This is a genomic window from Actinomyces sp. oral taxon 171 str. F0337 (assembly GCF_005696555.1).
GTDB lineage: Bacteria > Actinomycetota > Actinomycetes > Actinomycetales > Actinomycetaceae > Actinomyces > Actinomyces oris_E.
Genome location: NZ_CP040005.1, coordinates 1,202,758 through 1,218,648, shown reverse-complemented (window position 1 = coordinate 1,218,648; position 15,891 = coordinate 1,202,758). Strand labels below are relative to the sequence as shown.

Sequence of the window (15,891 nt, the reverse complement as noted above, 5' to 3'; positions counted from 1 at the left end):
AGTCGGCGGGTGCATGACGCCGAGACCGAGTTGCATGCAGCGGTCGCCCGAGCTCGACAGGCAGGTGACTCCTGGACTGTGATCGGAGCTGCTCTCGGCGTGACCCGGCAGGCTGCGCAGAAGCGATTCGGGCACTCCGCCTGAGCATTGCCGAATCATCTTCGGACAGCAGCACGAGGGGTTGCACCAACCATCTCGGTTCGTGCAGCCCCTCGTACTGTTCCCGGGCTACCGCGGCGCGGCCGTGAGTGGCGCCGTCGGGAAGCCCGCCCCGGTCACTCGGGGACGATGCTCACCAGCTTGGGGGCACGCACGATCACCTTGCGCACGCCGCGCCCGTCCAGGGTGCGGATGACGCCGGGAGCCGCCAGGGCCAGCTCCTCCAGCTCGGCCTCGGAGATATCGGGGTCGACCTCGAGGCGGTCGCGGACCTTGCCCTTGACCTGGACGACGCAGGTGACCTTCTCGGCGGCCAGCAGGGACTCGTCAGTCACGACCGGGAAGTCCTCGTGGGCCAGGGAGTGCTCGTGACCCAGGCGCTTCCAGATCTCCTCGGCGATGTGTGGGGCCACAGGAGCCGTCATGAGGACGAGGGCCTCGACGGCCTCGCGCGGGACCGCACCGAGCCCAGTGAGATGGTTGTTGAGGACGATGAGCTTGGCAATGGCCGTGTTCAGGCGCATCCCCTCGTAATCCTCGCGCACGCCCACGATCGTCTTGGCCACGAGCCGGCGGGTCTCCTCGTCAGCGCGCTCATCGACCACCGTCAGCTCACCGGTGGTCTCGTCGACGACGTTGCGCCACAGGCGCTGCAGGAAGCGCTGGCTGCCGGCGACGGCGCGGGTGTCCCACGGACGGTCGGCGTCCAGCGGTCCCATGCTCATCTCGTAGACACGGAAGGTGTCTGCGCCGTAGGCCTCGTACATGTCGTCGGGGGTGACGATGTTCTTCAGGGACTTGCCCATCTTGCCGTACTCGCGGCGCACCGGCTGCCCCTGCCACAGATAGCTGGTGGTGCCGTCCTCGGCGGGGACCTCCTCGACCTCGTCGGCGGGCACGTACTGGCCACGGGAGTCGGTGTAGGCGTAGGCCTGGACGTATCCCTGGTTGAAGAGGCGGTGGTAGGGCTCGGAGGAGGAGACGTGGCCCAGGTCGAACAGGACCTTGTGCCAGAAACGTGCATAGAGCAGGTGCAGGACGGCGTGCTCGACGCCGCCGACGTACAGGTCGGTACCGCCGGAGATGTTACCGGCCTGCGGGCGCGGCCCCATCCAGTAGGCCTCGTTGGCCGGGTCGACGAGCGCCTTGTCATCGGTCGGGTCGATGTAGCGCATCTCGTACCAGCACGAGCCGGCCCACTGCGGCATCGTGTTGGTCTCGCGGTAGTAGGTGCGGGGGCCGTCGCCCAGGTCGAGCTCGACCTCGACCCACTCGGTGGCCTTGCTCAGCGGCGGCTCCGGGGAGGAGTCGGCGTCGTCGGGGTCGTAGGAGCGCGGCGAGTAGTCGGTGACCTCGGGCAGCTCGACCGGCAGCATCGACTTGGGCAGGGCGTGGACGCCGCCGTCCTCATCCCACACGATGGGGAAGGGCTCGCCCCAGTAGCGCTGGCGGGAGAAGAGCCAGTCGCGCAGGCGGTAGGTGACCGCACCGCGGCCGGCGCCCTTGGCCTCCAGCCAGCCGATCATGGTGGCCTTGGCCTCGTCCTTGCCCATGCCGTTGATGTCCAGGTCGCCCTGGGCGGAGTTCACGATGACGCCGTCACCGGTGTAGGCCTGGGCGCTCAGGTCGACGCCGTGGGGGTCGTCGGCCGGGCCGATGGTCTGGATGATGTCGATGTCGTACTTGGTGGCGAAGGCGTAGTCGCGCTCGTCATGGGCGGGCACGGCCATGATGGCGCCGGTCCCGTAGCCCATGAGGACGTAGTCGGCCACGAAGACCGGCACCTTCGCCCCGTTGACGGGGTTGATTCCGAAGAAGCCGGTGAAGACACCGGTCTTGGCCCGCCCCTCGTCGGTGCGGTCGGCGTCCGACGTCGCCGCGGCCTGGGCCCGGTAGGCCGCCACGGCCTCGGCGGGGGTCGCGTAGCCGCCGGTCCAGGCATCCTTGGTCCCCTCGGGCCAGGTTGCCGGGACAGAAAGGGCCGCGGCGTCGTCGGCGATCTGGGTCTCGGTGCGTACCGACCCGGAGGCCTGGAGGCCGCCCAGCACGGGGTGCTCGGGAGCCACGACCATGAAGGTGGCGCCGAAGAGGGTGTCGGGGCGGGTGGTGTAGACGCTCAGCGACGCGTCCTCGTCAGCGCCCTGACCGGCCCCGGGCACGGCGAAGGTCACCTCGGCGCCCTCGGAGCGGCCGATCCAGTTGCGCTGCATGAGCTTGACCTTCTCGGGCCAGTCCACGGTGTCCAGGTCCTCGGCGAGGCGGTCGCCGTAGGCGGTGATGCGCATCATCCACTGGCGCAGGTTGCGCTTGAAGACCGGGTAGTTGCCCCGTTCGGAGCGCCCCTCGGAGGTGACCTCCTCGTTGGCGAGCACCGTGCCCAGGCCGGGGCACCAGTTGACGGGGGCGTTGGAGACGTAGGCCAGGCGGAAGGAGTCGATGACCTCGGCCTGCTCGGCCGCGCTCAGGGCACTCCAGTCGCGGCCGTCGGGAACGGGGACCTGACCGGAGGCGAGCTTGTCGCGCAGTTCGGTCACCGGCCGGGCCGCCCCCTTGCCTCGGCCGTCGCGGCGCGGGGCCTCGGGGTCGAACCAGGAGTTGAAGACCTGCAGGAAGATCCACTGGGTCCAGCGCACGTAGTCGACGTCGATGGTGGCCAGGGAGCGGCGCGGGTCGTGGGACAGGCCCAGGCGGCGCAGCTGGCGGCGCATGTTGGCGATGTTGGCCTCGGTGGAGATGCGCGGGTGCTGGCCGGTGGTGACGGCGTACTGCTCGGCGGGCAGGCCGAAGGCGTCGTAGCCCATCGTGTACAGGACGTTCTTGCCGGTCATGCGGTTGAAGCGGGCGACGACGTCGGTGGAGATGTAGCCCAGCGGGTGGCCCACGTGCAGGCCCTTGCCGGAGGGGTAGGGGAACATGTCCAGCAGGAAGAACTTCTCCTTCTCCGCCCCGGGGCCGGCCAGAGCGCCGACGGGGTTGTCGGCGTTGAAGGTGCCCTCGGCCTCCCAGCGGCCCTGCCAGGCGGTCTCGATGGAGTCCGCCAGCTCCGCCGTGTAGCGGAAGGGGGTGTCGGACTCCACCGGTGCGGTACTCTCTGACATCGCGGCAGCGCTCTTTTCCTACTCGTGCTTCCTGGTGCTGGGGCACAGCCTATCGCCCGGCTGCAGTGGGGCCCGGCGGCGTCCGCCCCACGAGCGGGCGAGACCGGTCACGTCAGTGGGGCGGGCCTGAGCAGGGCCGTCCTCACTCTTCTTCCCCAGCAGCGGCCCTGAAGCGGTTGAGGGCGTCCTGCTCGCGTGCCAGGCGACTGCGGTGCCGGGCGATCCGCTCCTCGACCGCCTCGAGCTCGCGGCGCAGGTTGGAGCACATGGTGATGGAGACGGCTCGGTCATCACCGGCGACCTCGACGCAGTCCAGGTAGCGCCGGGCGGCGGCAATGCCGAGACCGGTGGCCAGGATCGGCCGGATGCGTGCGACGGCGTCAAGGTCCTTCAGGCTGTAGTTCCGATATCCGGCGGAGGTCCTCGTGGGCACGAGCAGACCGGCCTCCTCGTAGTGCCTCAGGGAACGGGGACTGACGCCCGCCTGTCGGGCGAACTCTCCGATGCGCACGAGGAGCGCTCCTTTCCTGTGAGCAGCTTCTGCTTGACCTTGCCACTGGCGTCAACGTCTACCGTCCAGGGGCATGGATCACGTTACAGAACATCATCCCTCTCACGGACTCGACGGGTTCGACAGGGTCATTCTCGTCCACGGCTTCGGAGCGGGGCCTGACGAGCACTGGTTTCCCTGGCTCGCGCGGAGTGTTCCCCACCTCGAGGCACTGGAACTACCTTCCCCTCAGGCCCCTCGAGCCTCGATCTGGGTTCCGATGATAGCCGAGAGAATCGGCTCATCACCGGACAGCTTGGCAGGACTGGCAATTGTGACGCACAGTCTTGGTGGGCTCGCCGCGCTGCGAGCGATCGAGCGGGTCATCTCGAGCTCACCGGACCACCGTGACGAACAGCACCTGGCGGCCTTCATCGCCGTCGCCCCCTTCGCACAGCATCTCCCTCCAACGGGCGAGGCGGAGCTCGACCACTTCCTCATCACCGGACTGAGCGACTTCGTCAAGGGCGCCGACCCTCGTGAGCTGCGTCCATTTCTGGGCGCCACCACGGTTATCCACTCCGACAACGACCCGCTCGTCCCCCAAGAGGCCTCGCTGGATGTCGCCGCCGCGCTTGGCGCCGACGTCGTCGCCGTTCCGGGCGCGGGCCACTTCCTGGCCTCCGACGGCATCACGTCGCTTCCACAGATCGTAACGGCTCTCAGAAATCAAGCAACGCCATAAATCACCCCTATTCGCTCTTCACCCCAATCTTGGTTTGACGTGCAGCAGCAAAATCTCCAACACCCATCTTCACGCCAATAATGTACGCCATCACTGCACTCAGGGCCGTTGCCAAGAACCACATCAAGCATGTCTCCACCACATACTCCACACCCACAGCCTGAAGCACAACATTAGCGACGCCATGAACCACAGAGGCTGCAAGAACACGATTCCGCCAAGATCCCACCCAGACGGACGCCATTATCACATCCAAACCAATGGCACATCCCACGAATAGAGTGACATACAAGAGACCAAGATCAAAATACTGCAAATGACAAACACCGAAGAAGGCGCCGTTAACGATGACACACAGCCAGGGGTGACACCTCTCAGCCATTGCTCGGTACATCACCCCTCTGTACCCGATCTCCTCACACCAACCACCAACGAACAAACCAACAACGACCATCAGCACCGAACCAGGTCCCACCCAGCCCGACGGAACGAATGGCAGCCCTCCGGGCTCGATGAGCAGAACCATGAGAGCTCCGTACACAGAAGCAGTGAACCCGACCGCAATCCACCCTCTACGCAGTCTCCTTGAAGAAACTTGAGGAGCATCTCCCGGAAACCACCCAGGAACCACGAGCCTGCACACCACCGTCGCGATCAACGGTCCGGTCATCACAAGAGGGAACACTTCATACGGAATATGCCCGAATATTGTGTGACCTTCTTGAAGTCCTGTCATCACTCGAGAAGCCGGAGCCATGACAACAATCCAAAGAACCGCCAGAGAAACAGGCCTGCCTCCACCCTCACCACGATTCTTCGTCCTCTCCAGGACGTCGCGAGCACACATTGTCTACCTTCCACCAGGGGTACATATCCAACGCCTGCGACACTAGCCGCGGAAACAGTGGAAGGCAACAGTTCTCCGCCTTTCGGCACTGATTTAATAAATCTGTCCAGATAACCTCAGAAGCACTGTCGGGCTACCCCGACCAACGATGTCGGGGCAGCCCGACCTCCAGTACTTCTCACTTGATTCATCAACGGATGATTGACTGACCGACACAGGTCCTGGAATGCGCAGTCGCATCGGACTCTCGACACCGACATCCTCTTCAAAGAAGACGTCGATTCAGAGCGTCATCGCACCGCAGAGCTGCCCATCTGCGCGGGCACGAACTCGCCCCAGCCGTCCTCGACGAGGCCGGCCCGCAGGCGCTCCATGGTGGCGTCGAGCTCGGGGGCCTCGGGGTGGCGGGCCGAGGAGAAGGACAGGTCCTCTTCACAGCGGATCGGCAGCACATGCAGGTGCAAGTGGTCAACGCCGTAGCCGGCCACGACGAGCCCGGCCCGGGGCGACTCGAAGACGCGCACCTGCGTGGCGCCGATACGCTTGGCGACCACGGCCAGGTGCGCCACCACGTCGTCGGGCGCGTCCACGTAGGAGTCGACCTCGAGCCTCGGGACCACAAGGACGTGCCCGTCGGTGTGCGGCTCAATGGTGGCGAAGGCGACGCAGACCTCGTCCGCCCACACGAAACGGCCGGGGATCTCGCCCTCAATGATCTTGGTGAAAATCGTGCTCATGGCCCCATTGTCCCCCAGCCGCGCCCGGTTCCGTCCAGGCCCTGTCCCGGCTCAGGCCAGCAGCCACAGGGAGCTGTCGGGGATGATGGCCTCCGGGGTGCCCTTGGGCGCGGCGCCGCGTGAGGCGTCCTCGTCCAGCAGGGCGATGACGGTCGCCCGACGGCGGCCACCGCCCTCCACGGCGGGCGTCACGGTGCCCCGATCACGGATCCGCACCCGGCTGTCCAGCCCGATGCCGGCCCGCTCCAGGCGGCGCAGCGTCTCGGCGTCGTCCTGGATCCGTCCGACGACGCCGTCGGAGCCCACCGGCAGGGTCTCCAGACCCACGAGGTCGGGCACGATGAGGCGACCGTCGGCCGTGGGGATCGGATCCCCGTGCGGATCACGGGTGGGGTGCCCCAGGACCGCATCGAGCCGCTCCAGCAGCCGCTCGGAGACGGCGTGCTCAAGCTCCTCGGCCTCGGCGTGCACCTCGTCCCAGCCGAACCCGAGCCGGGTGACCAGATAGGTCTCCAGGATGCGGTGGCGGCGGATCATGCCCATGGCCCGGCGGCGCCCCTCCTCGGAGAGGGTGACGGCCTTGTAGGGCTCATGGACGAGCAACCCCTCCTCCACGAGGCGAGCCACGTTCTCCGAGGCGGTCGAGGGCGCCACCTCCATGCGTTTGGCCAGGCCGGTGACGGAGGCGCCCGCGCCGCCCCACTCACAAGCGGCCCATACGACCTTGAGGTAGTCCTGTGTGACGGTCGAGTCCCCCGCCACCGAGGACTTCCCGCCGGATCCGCTCGGCGCCCTCCACTCCAGGGGCGCAGTCACCCGAACAGCCTCGCCAGCTGGCCGCCGAAGGCGATGACGATGGTGAGGATCACCGCCAGGTACATCGCCGCCATGATCCACCAGCGGGCCTTGAGCAGGTCGAGCGCCAGGTTGTCGCGCAGCCCCAGGTGCCCGCCGGCCGCGGCCCAGGCCCAGGAGTGGGCGGCCACCGGGATGGTGATGGACCAGATGACCATGCAGAAGGGGCAGAGCTTGCCGAAGGTCATGATGGAGACGGACAGGAACCAGATGACGAAGGCGATCCCGCCGAGGCTGCCGGCGCTGAGCCCCCACCACATCCAGCGCGGCAGGCGTGCGCCGCTGAGCAGGACCATGCCGATCGCGGCCAGGGCCCCGAAGGCGATGGCCCCGATGAAGGAGTTCGGCACCCCCAGCAGGTTGCCCTGCCACACGTTGAGGGAGTCGCCGCAGGACACCAGGGGGCTGACGTCGCAGACGAGCTCCGCATCCGGGTTGCGCAGCAGGTCGAGCTGGGAACTGATGAGCTCCCAGCAGGCGATGATTCCGATGAGCGCACACACGGTGAGCAGCCAGCCGAATCCCCGCTCGGCCCCGGAGCGTCGCAGCCAGGTGGGGCGTGCGGCCGAGTCGTCGTCGGCATCACGACGGGTGCGCCGGTCGAGCTCCTGAGCGGGGGCGGAGCCCAGGTAGGACTCGAGCTCCTCCTCACTCATCTCATCGATCTCGGCATCTGTGGGCATGCGCGACATCGTCAGTCTCCTCACCGATAGTGCGTCAGCAGTTCTTCTGGGCATCGTGGGGCTATCAGGACGAGAGCGTATGCCACGACGGTCGCCCGCGCCCTACCTGTCCGAAAGATTGTTCTCCCCCTGGGGATCGGCCCCTTCCTGCGACTGCGAGGCGTCCTCAGGCCTCGTGCCCTGCTGAGCCTCGGTCGGCGTCGGCACCGGTGTGGCCGACGCCGACGGCCCCGGGGTCGAAGCCATCGTGGCCGTCTTCTGTCCCGGGGCGATTCCGGGAACAGGCCGCCACGCCCCCACCGTCACTGAGGCGTCGGAGTGAAGGATGACCGCTCGCCAGGCCACCAGCGCTCCGGTGGAGTCGAAGGACATGACGTGGAGGAAGGCGTCCTCGGTGACCGAGCCCAGTGACGTGCCACCCTTGCCCGCCCCCGAGATGATCCCGGTGACGGGATGACCGGTTCGGGGACTGATCGCCGTAGTCATCCCCCGCTCGGCGTGGACGTGCCCGGCCAGGAGCAGCGGCGCACAACCCTCCTTCGTGAGCGTGTCGAAGGTGGCGGGCTGGTGGATGAGGACGACGTCGACCGGCGTGCCCCCGCAGCTGACCTTGGCCAGGCGGGAGGCGATCTTCTCGGTGGTCTCGCCGCCGCGAGGCTTGGTGCCCGCCGCCGTCGTGCGCTCGGCGTCGTCGTCCCCCAGGAAAGTGACGCCGGCGACCGTCTGGACCGAGCCGTCGGTGACGGTCCACCCCTGAGAGCGCAGACGGGCTGCTGTGGCGTCGGAGTCGTGGTTGCCGATGGTGGCGACCTTCTTCGTCGAGCTCGGGACCGCCTGGGTCAGCGCGTCGACGCACACCCGCTCCGGATCCGATCCGGTCATGGTCAGGTCGCCGTCATCCATGTGGATATCGGCGCCTGAGAGCTGGTCGAGGACCCCGGAGAAGGCGATGACGTCGAGGTTGCAGTGCAGGTCAGTGGTGAGCACGGCCGTCTTGCGTCCGCGCTCGGGCACTGAGCGGGCTCCCGTCACCGAGATCGAGGGCGTCGCGGTGGCCCTCGGGCTCTCAGACGGCTGCGGGGCGGCGCCGGCCTCCGGCTTGGGGGCGGCCTTCACCAGAGTCTTCGCGGAGGACGCCTGGACCCGGGCCTGAAGGTCCTCGGTGTCCACCTTTCCGTCGGCGGCGGTGACGTCCACCAGCCCCTCAGTCTCCTCGGCGGCCTTCCATGCGGCCCGTAGGTTGGTATCCGCCTTGGCGTAGAAGCCTTTATTGGTCTCCACGAAGGTACGCGCCTTGGACCCGTAGGCGGTGACGACGTCGGCGATGCGTCCTGAGAAACGGGCCTGGGCCAGCGGGGTCCCCTCCAGCACGGACAGGGTGGAGCCCGGAGAGGTGGCGGTGCGCATGGCCGGCACCAGGAGGGAGGTCACGGTGGCCACAGTCGCGGAGAGCGCCACGGTCGTCGCCCAGCGGTGTGAGACACCGGCTCGGACGGTATCGCGCCAGGGCTTGGTCGGTGCCAGGCGCCAGGCGGCCACACAGCACAGGAAGATCGCCTCGATGACTCCGGCCCGGCGCAGGGCGTCGCCGGCCAGCCCATAGAGGCCCTGCCGGATCGTCAGGTCGGGGTGGGAGACCAGTGAGAGGTAGGAGGTCGCATCGGAGGACAGGGACTGCCCCACACTGGCTGCGTTGGCAGTATCGGGTGTCGGATCACCCGGGATCTCCCCCAGGACCACCTTGACGCCGAGGACCCCGGCAGGGGACTCCATCGACGCGGTTCCCAGCGGCCCGAGGTCCAGCGTGACGGTGGAGTCCAGGGTCGTCGACCAGGTCGCCTCGTGCGGACCGACCGGCGTCGAGGCCGTCGCCGTGGACAGTCCCAGCAGGAGGGAGACCGTGCTGGAGGCCAGGATCATCGCCGCCGTGCCGATCACCGTGCGGGTGCCGGGGCGACGACGACGCCACCAGATGCGCGGTAGCAGCACCACCGTCACGAACAGGGCGCAGCAGCGCCGTACGGCCGTCAGCAGGCCGTCCCACGGGTCTCCTGCTCGTTCGGCGATGCCGGTGCCGGCCTTGGTATCAGGATCTGAAGATGTCCGAACCACGGCTCACCTCAGAGACGAGCACCCAGCGAGACCTGGGAGGCGGGGTCCTCACCGCTGTGCGTCTGAGAGGCGATGAGGCTCGCCAGGGAGGTGACGTAGGCGACGGTGTCCTGCCAGCCGCTCACGGCCTGGCAGGGCACGCCCAGAGCCTTGACGGGGTAGTCGTTTCCCTCCGGGTCCAGGCGGTCGCCGACGAAGATCATCTCCTCCAACGCGATACCGGTCATCTCCGCTAGGCGCTTCATGCCGTAGGCCTTGTCCACCCCCTTGAGGGTGATGTCGACGCTCGTGGAGCCGCCGGAGCGGACCTCCAGATCCGGAAGGAGCGGGGCGACGGCGTCACGCAGGGCGGCCTTCTTCTCCCCCATGGGGTCCCAAGAACGTTTGGCGTCCAGGGGGGCCTCCTGCCCGAGGGCCGAGAAGGTGATCTGGCTACCGCGGTCCTCCAGGATCTCCCCCCAGGTCTGTTCCTCCCACAGGCCGAGGCGACGGGCCTGCGCCTCGACGATCTCGAAACCGGTGCGGATCTGCTCAGGAGTGAGGTCGTTGGCGTAGACCAGCGTCCAGGCGTCCTCATCGCGATCGGCGCGGGATGGGTCGTAGGTGTAGTAGCGCGTCCCGCAGGTGGGCATGAGGTGGAGCCGGGAGAGCTCGTCGGCGTCGGCGTCGAGGTGGGCCAGGACCTGGTCGCGGAACTGTCCCACCTGTCCCCCGGAGATGATGCAGACGGGGACGACGTCGAGCAGCCGCCTGAGCGCTGTGGCCATCGCCGGTGGCATGGCCGACTTCGAGGGCGCCAGCGTGTCGTCGAGGTCGAAGGCCACCAGACGGGGCAGCACCCGGGGGCTCACATCAGTCTGAGTCATAGGCGTATTGTGTCCCACCCGTCTGGAAACCGGCCGAACCGGGCCCCAGACGGGTGGTGGAGTCAGTCTCTCTTTTCAGTGGATCTCGCCAGAGGATCTCAGTGGACCACGCCGATCAGTCGGCCTGCTCGGGGTGGAGCATGTGCTCACGGGCCCGCGCCGAGGCCTCGGCCCGGGCATCACGGTCCTCGCGGCGTCCGCGTGAGATGAGTGCGGTGATGGACACCGCCAGGCCACCCCAGATGATGACGATGGCAAGCAGCATGATGAGCACGGCGATTCCGGTCATCTCAGTCCTCCTCTTGGGGATCGGCCTCCAGCTTGAGGGCCTCGAACTCATCCACCGGGGTCTTCCAGGGGATGAGGCTCATGACGGCGCTGCACAGGGCGACCACCAGCAGCATCCCCCATCCGAAGACCATGACGAAGCCGCTGGAGTAGGCCTCCGACTCATATCCTTCGGACAGATACGTCCACAGGGTCTGGACGAACATGTAACCCAGCAGGACCGGGACGACGGCACCAACGAGTGCCCGCCACCACAGGCCGATCATCCGGGACTCGGAGACGGCATTGAGGTGGTCCTGAAGCAGCCTGGCGCGCCGCAGGACCCAGGCGACCACCACACACATGATGATGGCCGAGGCGACCACGCCGATGTTGTTGATGAAAGCGTCCACGACGTCGAGATCCGGCAGGCCCGAGCTGGTGGCGAACAGGACGAAGGACAGGACGGCGGCTGGGACGCCGACGACGAGGGAGGCCGCCTTCGGAGTCAGGTCGAGCTTCTCCCCCACACCGGCCGCCACCACCTGGATGATGGAGATGAAAGAGGTCAGTCCCGCCATGGAGAAGGAGGCGAAGAAGAGCACCCCGAAGAACGCGCCGCCGGGCATCTGGGCGATGACGGTGGGGAAGGTGACGAAAGACAAGGAGGGCCCGGTGATCTTCATCTCGCTGATCCCGACATGCTGCGTGTGCGCCATGAAGCCGAGGGTCGCGAAGACGCCGATGCCCGCGAACAGCTCGAAGGAGGAGTTGGCGAAGCCCGCCACGAGGCCGGTTCCCACGAGGTTGGAGCGGCGCCGCTGGAGATAGGAGGCGTAGGTGAGCATGATGCCGAATCCCACCGACAGGGAGAAGAAGATCTGTCCGAAGGCCGCCATCCACACCTGGTAGTCCAGCAGGGCGGACCACTTGGGCGTGAACAGCGCATTGAGTCCCTCCCCCGCGCCCGGGAGCATAAGGGCGCGCACCACGAGGCCGGCGAACATGAGGACCAGCAACGGCAGGAAAATCTTGTTGGCCTTCTCCACGCCCCCACTGACTCCCAGTGCGGTCACCACCAGACCGAAGCCCCACACGAACAGCAGCGGGAGGGCCACGCCCATGACGATCTCCGGGGAGTACCTGACTCCCTCCCCGAGCCGGTCCACACCGATGTAGTGCTGGAAGAAGCCGCCCGCATCGTCGCCCCAGGCGATATTGACCGAGAAGAGCATATAGCGCAGGGACCAGGCCACGACCACTGCGTAGTAGGTCATGATGACGAAGCAGATGAAGACCTGGAACCATCCCAGCCACTCGAGCCTGGTGGACAGGCGCCGGAAGACCGCCGGCGGGGAACCGCGGAAGCGGTGCCCCAGGGCGTAGTCGAGGAAGAGGATCGGCAGCCCGGCCGCCAGCAGTGCGATGACGTAGGGGACGATGAAGGCACCGCCGCCATTGGTATAGGCCACGCCCGGGAAGCGCCAGATGTTGCCCAGCCCGATCGCCGAGCCGATGGCGGCGATGAGGAAGCCGAGCTGACCGCTCCACTGCTCTCGCGGGGGCGCCTGAAGAGACTCGCTCTCCCCTGTCTTGGAGGTCATGAGCACCTTCCGTGATGTGACGAACGAAGGCGGCTCCAGGGCCGCCTTTTCCTGCGGACTGGTCGCAGGCCCTTTTGTCGCTGGACGCTAGCCCAGCGACCACGATGTGTCGTCCGACGTCCACGATACGGACGGTCATCGTGATGATCGCCTGTTTTTTCTCACGCGATCCATGCCACACTGAGCACCACTGCCGACACCTGACTCACCACCGCGAGAGGATCCTCATGGCCACCCCTCACATCGCCGCAGAACCCGGAGACTTCGCCCCCGCCGTTCTCATGCCCGGCGACCCCAAACGGGCCCGACGCATTGCCGAGCTCCTCATGGATGACGCCCGCCTGGTCACCGACGTGCGCGGAATGCTGGGCTTCACCGGGACCGTGAACGGAAGACCGCTGAGCGTCATGGGCTCAGGGATGGGCCAGCCCTCCTTCACGATCTACGCCACCGAGCTGTTCAGCCAGTTCGGGGTGGAGCGGATCATTCGGGTGGGAACCGCAGGCGCCCTCTCTCCAAAGGTCAAGGTCGGCGACGTCATCGTCGCCACTGGCGCCCACACGGACTCCTCCATGAACCAGCTGCGCATCCCGGGCGTCAACTTCTGCGCGGTCGCAGACTTCCGACTGGCCGCCGCTGCGTATGAGGCCTCACTGCCCGAGCAGGGACAGGTCGATGGAACAGTCCACCTGGGCACAGTCATGTCACGGGACCACTTCTACTTCACCCCCGAGGGGCAGACCGAGGCGCTGGCACGGCACGGGGTCCTGGGAGTGGAGATGGAGGCAGCCGCCCTCTACGGGGTCGCCGCCGAGTACGACAAGCAGGCACTGGCGGTCCTGACCGTCTCCGACCACCTGCTGGATCACTCCGGCGACATGAGCGCCGCCGAGCGCGAGACACGTTTCGCGGACTCTCTGCGCCTGGCCGTGGCGGCCGCCCACAGCTGATCCACGCGAGGTCTTCCGGGACACCCAGCCCTCCGGGTGACCCGGAAGGCGGCAACTCCCCTTCTCCTGAGGCGGGGTGGGCACAGCCCGCCCCGCCTTTGACGTAGCGCCCCCCACGCCGCGGCACATCCTCGCCCGCACCCGTGCAGGACTGCCTTACCTGGGAGGAATAACGAAAACCGGCAGCACACAACCCCTCCCGTTCCCAAGGCCCTCCAACGGACGGAAACAGCCCGACACGAAGCACCGAAATGGCGGAATTTCAACGTTTCTCGATGCGGCTCGAAGCAGGGCAGGCTGCCCTTCGTTGCCGGTGGGCGGATGCGAATTTACGTTATTCATGTCCACAGCGCACATCCGCTCGAAAGGAAAAGCATCATGTCCGTCACCAAGATCTCCTCCTGCACCACCACCTCCTGCGCCTTCAACAACGGTGGCTGCACCGCCTTCGCCATCACCGTCGGTGGCGACAACGGCGCACCGGCCTGCGACACCTTCATCAGCCTCGACGCCCGCGGCGGCCTGCCGGTGGCCGAGGGCCACGTGGGGGCCTGCCAGCGCCTCGAGTGCGTCCACAACAAGGACCTCATGTGCACGGCCGAGGCCGTGACCGTCGGCGGCGACACCGCCGCCTGCACGACCTACGAGGTTCGCTGACCGGAAGGCTCTCCAGCTCGAGCGGCTGGGGGCCAACGAGGGATGCCACCACATGGTGGTGTCCCCCGTTTCGGTTTCCGCAGTCGGATCAACGGCAGCAAGCGCACCGCGCCTGGCCGCCTCAGGGACGAGCCAGGCGCTGCGGCAGGGCCTGAGAGGCCAGATGCTCCAAGGCCGGCCCGACCTCGCTCGCGCCGGCCAGTGCCTGTGCGAAGGAGACCACCAGGGTGGTGACCTCTTCACCGGTGATGGACATGAGGGTCACCCCGTGGGCATCGACGTCGACGCACATGGTCCTGTCCCACAGTGTGGGACACACACCGACAGCAGGGCGGGAGGAGCAGACCCATCCAGGCAGCTGTCCCTCACGCACCGCCTCGCACACGGCCCGCAGCCCCAGCTGACCGACAGCACTGACCGCTTCATGGGCGCCCATGATCTCCTGAGGGCTCCAGGAGATCGAGGGAGCCGCACCGGCATCGGCCGAGTCGATATCGAGGATCTCCTCAATATCATGGCTGGAGACCCCGGAGACGCAGTGAAGCATGACCCGTTCACAGGTGATGACGCCCAGCCGTCCACCGGGTCCCGAGGCGATCTCTCGGACCCGTTCAAGGGGATCCTCGCCGACGATGGCGCAGTGGCAGGCGGAGGCCCGAGAGGAGGCGAGGGTCAGGGAGAGGTCCTCACCCTCGATCCAGGTCAGGCTCCCGAGCAGATGAGCGGTGGCTGCCGTGATGCGAACACCGGGTTCGGCGGCATCGAGAGTGACGTCGAGCCGGACGTCGACGGCCACGCCGTCGGGCGCGATGGCCAGCGGGGTACCCTCCGGCGGACACGCAGCGACGAGGATCCGGCCATCAGCCCGCATAGCGTGAGCGACGAAGGCAGCCGGCGCGGAGGGGTCAATGCGGTAGGCCGTCACTGCGGCGCTTCCACTGCCGGCCAGGAGACGCCTGGCCATGCGCCGGGCGCGCTGCATGATGTCGGGAACCTGAACGGACGTCACACGCTTACCTTCCTACCGTGTTGCCGTATGCCGGGGCGGGGTGCTCCCGGCAACATCTGAAGGTGAGGCTACCCTCAGAGTCCCTGAGGGGCCAGTTCCTCTCAGGAACCCACACGTGGGGCGCATCTCAGCGAGTCAGCCCGGGGAAGAGGTGCTGGATCCCGACGACGATCATCTGTACCGCGATCGAGGCCAGAATCATTCCCATGAGGCGAGTCATGATGGTACGCATCGTCATGGACAGACGAGCGCCGATGCTGGCTGAGAAGTAGAGAACGATCCCGAGTGCCACGAGGACGGCCGCCAATGCAGCCGCAACCGCCGCATGCCCAACCAGCCCCCGGGCCTGTGACTGGATGACGATGATGGTTGCAATCGTTCCCGGCCCCACGAGGATGGGAAAGGTCATGGGGTAGAAGGCGACATCGTTCCCATCACCAGCAACGACGTCGTGCTGCTCCTTCTCCTGCGCGCTCCCCTCGTGGGCGCTGGAGCCGCTGCCGTTGAGCATGGACAAGGAGATGATGAGCAGAACGATTCCGCCTGCAATCCGGAAATCGTCGACGCCGATGCCGAAGAACCTCAGAATTGCCGCGCCGAGGAACAGAACGACGGCGCACATGACAGTGGAGGAGATCGTCGTACGAACCGCTGTGCGCCGCTGGGTCACTGCATCCTGGCCTTGGGTGAGGCTCAGGAACAGGGGCAGATTGACGAAAGGATTCATGATCGCGAAGAAGGCCCCCAAGGCCTTGACCAGCACAGCGATAGCCATACCCGCATTGTGCCGCACACTCCAGCGGTAAGCAGGG

Annotated in this window: 15 protein-coding genes; 3 read left to right on the top strand and 12 right to left on the bottom strand. The window is 66.9% G+C overall.

Annotation, left to right across the window (positions count from 1 at the left end; all coding sequences use genetic code 11):
- Window positions 1–275 precede the first annotated feature (275 nt).
- Both FBF36_RS05405 and FBF36_RS05400 read right to left on the bottom strand, forming a co-directional pair.
- Window positions 276–3,257, bottom strand: coding sequence for a leucine--tRNA ligase (locus FBF36_RS05405; RefSeq protein ID WP_009394869.1), 2,982 nt, complete (start codon window positions 3,255–3,257; stop codon window positions 276–278).
- Between the two features lie 142 nt (window positions 3,258–3,399).
- On the bottom strand, window positions 3,400–3,768 hold the full coding sequence (locus FBF36_RS05400; protein WP_009394870.1) for a MerR family transcriptional regulator: 369 nt from the start codon (window positions 3,766–3,768) through the stop codon (window positions 3,400–3,402).
- Window positions 3,769–3,841: 73 nt separating this feature from the next.
- Here FBF36_RS05400 and FBF36_RS05395 point away from each other — a divergent pair, with 73 nt between their 5' ends.
- Window positions 3,842–4,492 carry an RBBP9/YdeN family alpha/beta hydrolase gene (locus FBF36_RS05395; protein ID WP_034491646.1) on the top strand — a complete coding sequence of 217 codons (651 nt, stop codon included), beginning with the start codon at window positions 3,842–3,844 and terminating at the stop codon, window positions 4,490–4,492.
- 7 nt (window positions 4,493–4,499) lie between these two features.
- Here the strand turns inward: FBF36_RS05395 and FBF36_RS13260 are convergent, their stop codons facing one another.
- The 8 genes from FBF36_RS13260 to FBF36_RS05355 form a co-directional block, all read right to left on the bottom strand.
- Complete coding sequence (locus FBF36_RS13260; RefSeq protein ID WP_034491649.1) at window positions 4,500–5,018, bottom strand: CPBP family intramembrane glutamic endopeptidase; 519 nt, start codon at window positions 5,016–5,018, stop codon at window positions 4,500–4,502.
- 611 nt (window positions 5,019–5,629) lie between these two features.
- Complete coding sequence (locus tag FBF36_RS05385; RefSeq protein WP_009394874.1) at window positions 5,630–6,076, bottom strand: HIT family protein; 447 nt, start codon at window positions 6,074–6,076, stop codon at window positions 5,630–5,632.
- 51 nt (window positions 6,077–6,127) lie between these two features.
- Window positions 6,128–6,892: a metal-dependent transcriptional regulator gene (locus tag FBF36_RS05380; protein ID WP_009394875.1), complete on the bottom strand. Its 765-nt coding sequence runs from the start codon at window positions 6,890–6,892 to the stop codon at window positions 6,128–6,130.
- Window positions 6,889–7,623, bottom strand: a complete 735-nt coding sequence (locus tag FBF36_RS05375) for a vitamin K epoxide reductase family protein (RefSeq protein WP_009394876.1) — start codon at window positions 7,621–7,623, stop codon at window positions 6,889–6,891. Before FBF36_RS05375 ends, FBF36_RS05380 begins: the two co-directional genes overlap by 4 nt.
- A 93-nt stretch (window positions 7,624–7,716) precedes the next feature.
- A complete protein-coding gene (locus tag FBF36_RS05370) occupies window positions 7,717–9,726 on the bottom strand; it encodes a metallophosphoesterase family protein (protein ID WP_034491654.1) in 2,010 nt (669 codons plus the stop codon).
- An 8-nt stretch (window positions 9,727–9,734) separates the two neighbouring features.
- Window positions 9,735–10,592 (bottom strand): HAD hydrolase family protein, encoded by an 858-nt coding sequence (locus FBF36_RS05365; RefSeq protein WP_009394878.1) that lies wholly within the window; start codon window positions 10,590–10,592, stop codon window positions 9,735–9,737.
- Window positions 10,593–10,707: 115 nt separating this feature from the next.
- A complete protein-coding gene (locus tag FBF36_RS05360; RefSeq protein ID WP_009394879.1) occupies window positions 10,708–10,881 on the bottom strand; it encodes a methionine/alanine import family NSS transporter small subunit in 174 nt (57 codons plus the stop codon).
- A 1-nt stretch (window position 10,882) separates the two neighbouring features.
- Window positions 10,883–12,463, bottom strand: coding sequence for a sodium-dependent transporter (locus FBF36_RS05355; RefSeq protein ID WP_009394880.1), 1,581 nt, complete (start codon window positions 12,461–12,463; stop codon window positions 10,883–10,885).
- 227 nt (window positions 12,464–12,690) lie between these two features.
- Between FBF36_RS05355 and deoD the strand changes: the two genes are divergently transcribed.
- Window positions 12,691–13,413: a purine-nucleoside phosphorylase gene (gene deoD / locus FBF36_RS05350; protein WP_009394885.1), complete on the top strand. Its 723-nt coding sequence runs from the start codon at window positions 12,691–12,693 to the stop codon at window positions 13,411–13,413.
- Window positions 13,414–13,791: 378 nt separating this feature from the next.
- Window positions 13,792–14,070 (top strand): DUF1540 domain-containing protein, encoded by a 279-nt coding sequence (locus FBF36_RS05345; protein WP_004565152.1) that lies wholly within the window; start codon window positions 13,792–13,794, stop codon window positions 14,068–14,070.
- A 121-nt stretch (window positions 14,071–14,191) separates the two neighbouring features.
- On the opposite strand, the gene FBF36_RS05340 is transcribed toward FBF36_RS05345, so the two are convergent.
- Together FBF36_RS05340 and FBF36_RS05335 are read right to left on the bottom strand one after the other, a co-directional pair.
- Window positions 14,192–15,079, bottom strand: coding sequence for a hypothetical protein (locus tag FBF36_RS05340; protein ID WP_009394887.1), 888 nt, complete (start codon window positions 15,077–15,079; stop codon window positions 14,192–14,194).
- Window positions 15,080–15,206: 127 nt separating this feature from the next.
- On the bottom strand, window positions 15,207–15,854 hold the full coding sequence (locus tag FBF36_RS05335) for a MarC family protein (protein WP_009394888.1): 648 nt from the start codon (window positions 15,852–15,854) through the stop codon (window positions 15,207–15,209).
- Between the last annotated feature and the right edge of the window lie 37 nt (window positions 15,855–15,891).

Bases quoted from the DNA above. Each gene is read 5' to 3' on its own strand.
- FBF36_RS05405 (WP_009394869.1), bottom strand. From the start codon at position 3,257: ATGTCAGAGAGTACCGCACCGGTGGAGTCCGACACCCCCTTCCGCTAC.
- FBF36_RS05395 (WP_034491646.1), top strand. From the start codon at position 3,842: ATGGATCACGTTACAGAACATCATCCCTCTCACGGACTCGACGGGTTC.
- FBF36_RS13260 (WP_034491649.1), bottom strand. From the start codon at position 5,018: ATGGTTCTGCTCATCGAGCCCGGAGGGCTGCCATTCGTTCCGTCGGGC.
- FBF36_RS05385 (WP_009394874.1), bottom strand. From the start codon at position 6,076: ATGAGCACGATTTTCACCAAGATCATTGAGGGCGAGATCCCCGGCCGT.
- FBF36_RS05375 (WP_009394876.1), bottom strand. From the start codon at position 7,623: ATGTCGCGCATGCCCACAGATGCCGAGATCGATGAGATGAGTGAGGAG.
- FBF36_RS05365 (WP_009394878.1), bottom strand. From the start codon at position 10,592: ATGACTCAGACTGATGTGAGCCCCCGGGTGCTGCCCCGTCTGGTGGCC.
- FBF36_RS05360 (WP_009394879.1), bottom strand. From the start codon at position 10,881: ATGACCGGAATCGCCGTGCTCATCATGCTGCTTGCCATCGTCATCATC.
- FBF36_RS05355 (WP_009394880.1), bottom strand. From the start codon at position 12,463: ATGACCTCCAAGACAGGGGAGAGCGAGTCTCTTCAGGCGCCCCCGCGA.
- deoD (WP_009394885.1), top strand. From the start codon at position 12,691: ATGGCCACCCCTCACATCGCCGCAGAACCCGGAGACTTCGCCCCCGCC.
- FBF36_RS05345 (WP_004565152.1), top strand. From the start codon at position 13,792: ATGTCCGTCACCAAGATCTCCTCCTGCACCACCACCTCCTGCGCCTTC.
- FBF36_RS05335 (WP_009394888.1), bottom strand. From the start codon at position 15,854: ATGGCTATCGCTGTGCTGGTCAAGGCCTTGGGGGCCTTCTTCGCGATC.